Source organism: Pontibacterium sp. (assembly GCF_041587635.1).
Lineage (GTDB): Bacteria > Pseudomonadota > Gammaproteobacteria > Pseudomonadales > Balneatricaceae > Pontibacterium.
This window is the reverse complement of record NZ_JBFGYC010000275.1, coordinates 1-5272: the sequence shown is the minus strand read 5'-3', so window position 1 is coordinate 5272 and position 5272 is coordinate 1. Positions and strand designations below refer to the sequence as shown.

At 49.7% G+C, this 5272-nt stretch carries 4 protein-coding genes and 1 pseudogene; 2 read left to right on the top strand and 3 right to left on the bottom strand.

Translation table 11 applies throughout. The annotated features are described in order from the left end of the window. The 3 genes and pseudogenes from ABYW01_RS13290 to ABYW01_RS13280 all read right to left on the bottom strand — a co-directional run. Positions 1-549 (bottom strand): annotated as a pseudogene (locus ABYW01_RS13290) (hypothetical protein); the annotation flags it as partial. Between the two features lie 269 nt (positions 550-818). Continuing rightward, entirely contained in the window at positions 819-1124 is a 306-nt protein-coding gene (gene yidD, locus ABYW01_RS13285) for a membrane protein insertion efficiency factor YidD (protein ID WP_193953057.1), read from the bottom strand. Positions 1125-1588: 464 nt separating this feature from the next. After that, positions 1589-2980, bottom strand: a complete 1392-nt coding sequence (locus ABYW01_RS13280; protein ID WP_372833457.1) for a PhoH family protein — start codon at positions 2978-2980, stop codon at positions 1589-1591. Between the two features lie 374 nt (positions 2981-3354). Between ABYW01_RS13280 and cobB the strand changes: the two genes are divergently transcribed. Both cobB and ppnN read left to right on the top strand, forming a co-directional pair. Next, a complete protein-coding gene (gene cobB / locus ABYW01_RS13275) occupies positions 3355-4062 on the top strand; it encodes a Sir2 family NAD+-dependent deacetylase (RefSeq protein WP_372833454.1) in 708 nt (235 codons plus the stop codon). A 177-nt stretch (positions 4063-4239) separates the two neighbouring features. Further along, on the top strand, positions 4240-5272 hold a 1033-nt coding region (gene ppnN / locus ABYW01_RS13270; protein ID WP_372833452.1), incomplete at its 3' end, for a nucleotide 5'-monophosphate nucleosidase PpnN.

Here is a 5272-nt window from a genome sequence, read left to right as displayed (position 1 = left end):
TTCCGTCGGATCGAGGCGGCGTACACCAAACAGTATGGTGAACGCGATCATCACTAACGTTACAAAGAGTCCGGACAGGCCCCAGTCCATCATCTCTGCACTGTCGTGAGTGATTAGGTTAAAGGAGCTGATCACCGCTTTTAGCTGCAACGCGATATATGGCACGATGCCGAGCAGGGCGATGATCGTTACTAGTGCGGCGATGCGTTGTGAGCGGTTATAACGGGTGGAGATAAAGTCGGCAATACTGGTAATACGGAAGGTTTCTTTTGCCTGAATCATCTTTCGCAGGGTGACGTGCCAGAAAAGAATGGCAATAAGGCTTCCCAGGTAGACACCCAGAAACATCATGCCTGAATTGGCTGCGAAACCTACGCTGCCATAGAAAGTCCATGATGTGTGATATACGGCAAGTGACAGCGCATAGACCCAAGGACTGCTGATCTGTTTTCCGGTCAGCTGGTTGCGTCTCTCGACCCACTGCGCGAGCGCAAACAGCAGGGCCATATAGATAGTCACAATTAAAATGACGGCATACGGATTAAACATAGGCAACCTTACATCAGCGGGCCGGACGTTATCTTTATAGCTATAGCCTGATCTTGTTCTCTGGTCAAAGAATAGATGGTCAAATAGCGTATAACTGTATGATTTTTGTACAATGTTGACGGGGTTGGGTGATATAGAAGGGCTTACATGAAATGTTGGCGAGTTCGTAGCGTTGAGTGGAGCAGGACTTAAATTAAATGGTTATCAGAGGGGAAGGGTGGGAAGGTCAAATTTACTTGGTCGGCCGGAGAGGCTGACTTAAGGTGACCTCAGTGTTTTGTCTGAGCGTCGTGTTTGTCTTCATCCGTATGACCATGTTCACAACCACAACGGGGAGGTACCGGATCCATACCGCCGTCACTGTAGGGGTGGCAACGCAGAATACGACGGATACCCAGATAACCGCCTTTCAGAATGCCGTGAGTTTCGATGGCTTCAATCATGTAGTGGGAGCAACTTGGATAGAAACGACAGTTGCTGCCCAGCATGGGGCTGATCAGATACTGATAACCACGGATGGGCAGGATCAGGAGTTTTTGCAGGCCCCATTTGAGCCGGTGGATAAGTTGAGACATCGGTAGAGTATATCGCAATTGAGCGGTAGAAAAACTGCCGGACCGTCGTCCGGCATAAGTAAAGGGGAAGTCGTGAAAGCACACGTGTGCCACTCGGCTTCCGGAAGGAACTGGAGTTGAATTGTCTGGTACAGAATATGGAACATAAGAAATCTCAGACCCCGTTACACAAACGGGGAACTTACAGAATCCATGACTGGGCATGTTAGAGAGGTAAGTTTGAATCTGAGGCGACGAAATTCAGCGTTTTATTTTTATTTCTGATTCAATGTCGCGTATGTGAATTTATTATTATTGTTTTGTTGCGGCGGATTATAGGGATAACGCGTCGGAATGGAATATCTGGCGGTCAGATTATTTTTTGGCCGAGAGGTAAAAGTGCCGCAATGTCAGAGACAGTGCGGCACTCAAAGGTTTTTATACTTTAGTCGCGTCTATCGCGGCGGGTTACCTTTCGTTAACAATCAGAGATGCTCTTCCGCATATTCAGCCAGTTCTGAGCGGAAGATGCCTTCCAGATGGACATTGGCGGCGCCCGGATAATCTTTAAAGCGTTCGACAATATAGGTCAGGCCTGAGGTCAGTGGCGTCAGGTAGTTAGAGTCTATCTGCGCCAGATTACCCAGACAGATCATCTTGGAACCTTTACCGCAGCGGGTGATGATCGTTTTCAGCTGAGACGGGGTCAGGTTCTGCGCTTCATCAATCAGCACAAGTGCATCCTGAATACTGCGGCCGCGAATGAAGTTCAGAGATTTGAACTGGATGTTGGCCTTTTCGATCGCGTATTTAACGCTGCTCTGTGGGCGTTCGTCCTGTTCATGCATCGCCTCAAGGTTATCGTGGATTGCACTCAACCAAGGGGTCATCTTCTCTTCTTCGGTACCTGGCAGGAAACCGATATCTTCCGCTACCGGCGGTGTAGATCGGGTGACGATGATTTTGTTGAACTGTTTGTCCTCAATCACCATCTCCAGTGCACAGGCCAGCGCGACTAAGGTTTTACCAGAGCCAGCAGCACCGTTCAGTATCGCCAGATCAATGGATGGGTCCAGTACGGCCTGCATGGCAAAGGCCTGCTGAATGTTGATCGGCTCGATGCCCCAGCAGTTCTGTTGCATGATCCGTTCGTGATTCAGGTCTTGCAGTGTGACCGTCTCTTCGTCAACGCTGATCACCCGTGCTGCAAAACCATCGGAGTCATCGTAGATATATTCTGCCGGATAGGTATTGGGCAAAATGCTGCGATCAATCTGATGAAAGGTGTATTTACCTTCCTGATAGCTCTTCACATCAGGGACATGCTCCCAGAAATTACCTTCCATTTTGTAGTGCCCGGCAGGCAGCAACTCAATATCGGAAACCAGCTGGTCGGTGCGGTAGTCTTCAACCTTCAGGAGTCCGGCACCAAGCGCTTTCAGTCGCATGTTGATATCTTTGGTGACTAGGATAATCTCGCGATGCGGGTTCGTTGCCTGTAGGTGCAGCGCGCAGTTGATAATCAAATTATCTTTATTGTGGTCGTTGGGTAAAAAACCCTGGCGCATCGTCAGCTCGTGATCGGGGAAGATACTCAATTTCCCCAGTCGGGTATCAACACCGTCGAGTGCATTTTGCTTAATCGGTACGCCTTTGGTGATCTGAGCAGATGTGTCGGCTCCACTCAGGATCTGATCGATTGCGCGAATGGCATGACGTGCTTCCGAGGACACGTTTTTCTTACGATCCTTGATGTCGTCCAGTTCCTCCAGAACGGTCATGGGAATGGCGATATCCTGCTCCTTGAACTCATACAGACACTTAGGGTCATGAAGCAGTACGTTGGTATCCAGTATATAAAGCTTAGATGCTGTCATGGCGGATTCCTTCTGACGCCGGGTGGCTGATTTCCAGAGAGTGAGAGGCGCGGGTAAACCAGCTACAGGCCCGGTAGAGGCTGCGAGGTCGGGTAGGGTGGTTCAGGTCACTGCATAACATCGTTGGGCATCATCCTCTGCTGCTGCGATGTTGATTTTTGGGCGTTGTCCCTGTGGTTAACGCCTGTTCCTGTTCCGGTGTTGCAGGTTAGCGATCTCATCAACAGGTGTATTCCTGTTGGACCGAGTCGCCTTGTGAGTCAGGCAACCGATTGTACGGGTTCGTTTTTTTCGGTTACCTTGAATTCAAAGATAGTCTAGTTATGCAAGCATTGCCGTATTGTGACAACAAGATTTTTTGTGGAGATTAAACGATGGGTGCGGAAGCGATAGTGATCCTGACGGGGGCCGGTATTTCGGCAGAATCTGGCATTCGAACATTTCGCGCTGCGGACGGTTTGTGGGAAGACCATCGGGTTGAAGATGTCGCCACGCCTGAAGCGTTTTTGCGTGATCCGGAACTGGTTCACCGATTTTATAATGAACGCCGTCAGGGATTGTTATCACCGGAAATTCAGCCAAACCCTGCTCATTATGCGCTCGCGGAGTTGGAGGCGAGGCATCCTGGCAGCGTGCTTCTGGTAACCCAGAATATTGATAATCTGCATGAGCGGGCCGGTAGCCATAATCTGCTTCATATGCATGGCGAACTGCTGAACATGCGGTGTGGACAAAGCGGCGAAGTGTCCTTCTTTGAGGGGGCAAGTTCGCCGGCTGATCTCTGTGATTGCTGTGGTGAAGCGGGATTGTTGCGCCCTGATATTGTTTGGTTTGGTGAGATGCCGATGCATATGGATCGGATCTATAGTGCGTTGGATAGCTGTGATCTGTTCCTGTCGATTGGTACGTCGGGGCATGTGTATCCGGCGGCAGGTTTTGTTGAGGTGGCGAATGCAGCAGGCGCACACACGGTGGAACTCAATCTGGAGCCCTCGCGGGTGGAGTCAGCCTTTGATGAGCATATATATGGGGCCGCAAGTGAAGTATTGCCTGCGTATATCACGCAATTATTAAAAGGTTAACTGGCTGAAAATTAACCGATTTTGGCAGGGTACTGGAAATAATCTATAGTGATTCTGTGAACTTCATGGAAATGTCATTGGTCTGAAGTATGACAATAAATGAACATGAAGAGGCACAGGCCACCAGAGAAAGGGTGGCACGATTGCTGTGTCTGACTGCCCAAGGAGGTGGATTACATGAACACAGAACAATTCGTTACCACCAGTGTTACGCCACTGGATAATCTAGATACTCTTTCCCCGTATGAAGTCGCTAAGCTTCATGACGCCAGTCAAGGCGGTCTGTATAAGCTATTTCGTCAATGCAGTCTGGCGGTATTAAACTGCGGCAGTGAGCTTGATAGCACTAAGATGGTGCTGGAGAAATACCGTGATTTTGACATCAAGATCAGCCAGAAACATCGTGGTGTGCAGCTTGATCTGATTAACGCACCTGCCAGCGCATTTGTGGATGGTGAAATTATTACCGGTATCCGTGAGCACCTGTTTTCAGTGTTGCGTGACTTGCTGTACGTGGGCGATGAACTGGATAAATGCTGTGCGGGGCTCAATGAATCTGCGACCATCAGTAATATGGTGTTCCATATTCTACGCCATGCGGAAACCATCCGACCGCACGTTAAGCCAAATCTGGTGGTGTGTTGGGGTGGGCATTCGATCGGTCGTCACGAATACGAATACACCAAAAAAGTGGGATATGAGCTAGGCCTGCGGGGTATGGATATCTGTACTGGCTGCGGACCGGGTGCGATGAAAGGGCCGATGAAGGGTGCCACTATAGCGCATGCCAAACAGCGCATTGATGATGGTCGTTATGTGGGAATCTCTGAACCCGGCATCATTGCGGCAGAAAGTCCTAATCCGATCGTGAATGAGCTGATCATCATGCCGGATATAGAGAAACGTCTCGAAGCCTTTGTGCGCTTGGGTCACGGTATCATCGTGTTCCCGGGTGGTGCTGGTACGGCTGAGGAGATTCTCTATATTCTTGGATTGTTATTGCATGAGCGCAACAGCAATATACCGTTTCCGCTGATCTTTAGCGGTCCTGCCGGAAGTGAGGAGTATTTTGCGACGGTGGATCAGTTTATACGTCATACGCTGGGGGAAGAAGCCCGTCAGTGCTACGAGATCATTGTTGATGATGCACATGAAGTGGCGCGTCGCATGAGTGAAGGCCTCGGTTCTGTCACCCAGTATCGTAAGGCGA

Bases quoted from the DNA above. Each gene is read 5' to 3' on its own strand.
- ABYW01_RS13280 (WP_372833457.1), bottom strand. From the start codon at position 2,980: ATGACAGCATCTAAGCTTTATATACTGGATACCAACGTACTGCTTCAT.
- cobB (WP_372833454.1), top strand. From the start codon at position 3,355: ATGGGTGCGGAAGCGATAGTGATCCTGACGGGGGCCGGTATTTCGGCA.
- yidD (WP_193953057.1), bottom strand. From the start codon at position 1,124: ATGTCTCAACTTATCCACCGGCTCAAATGGGGCCTGCAAAAACTCCTG.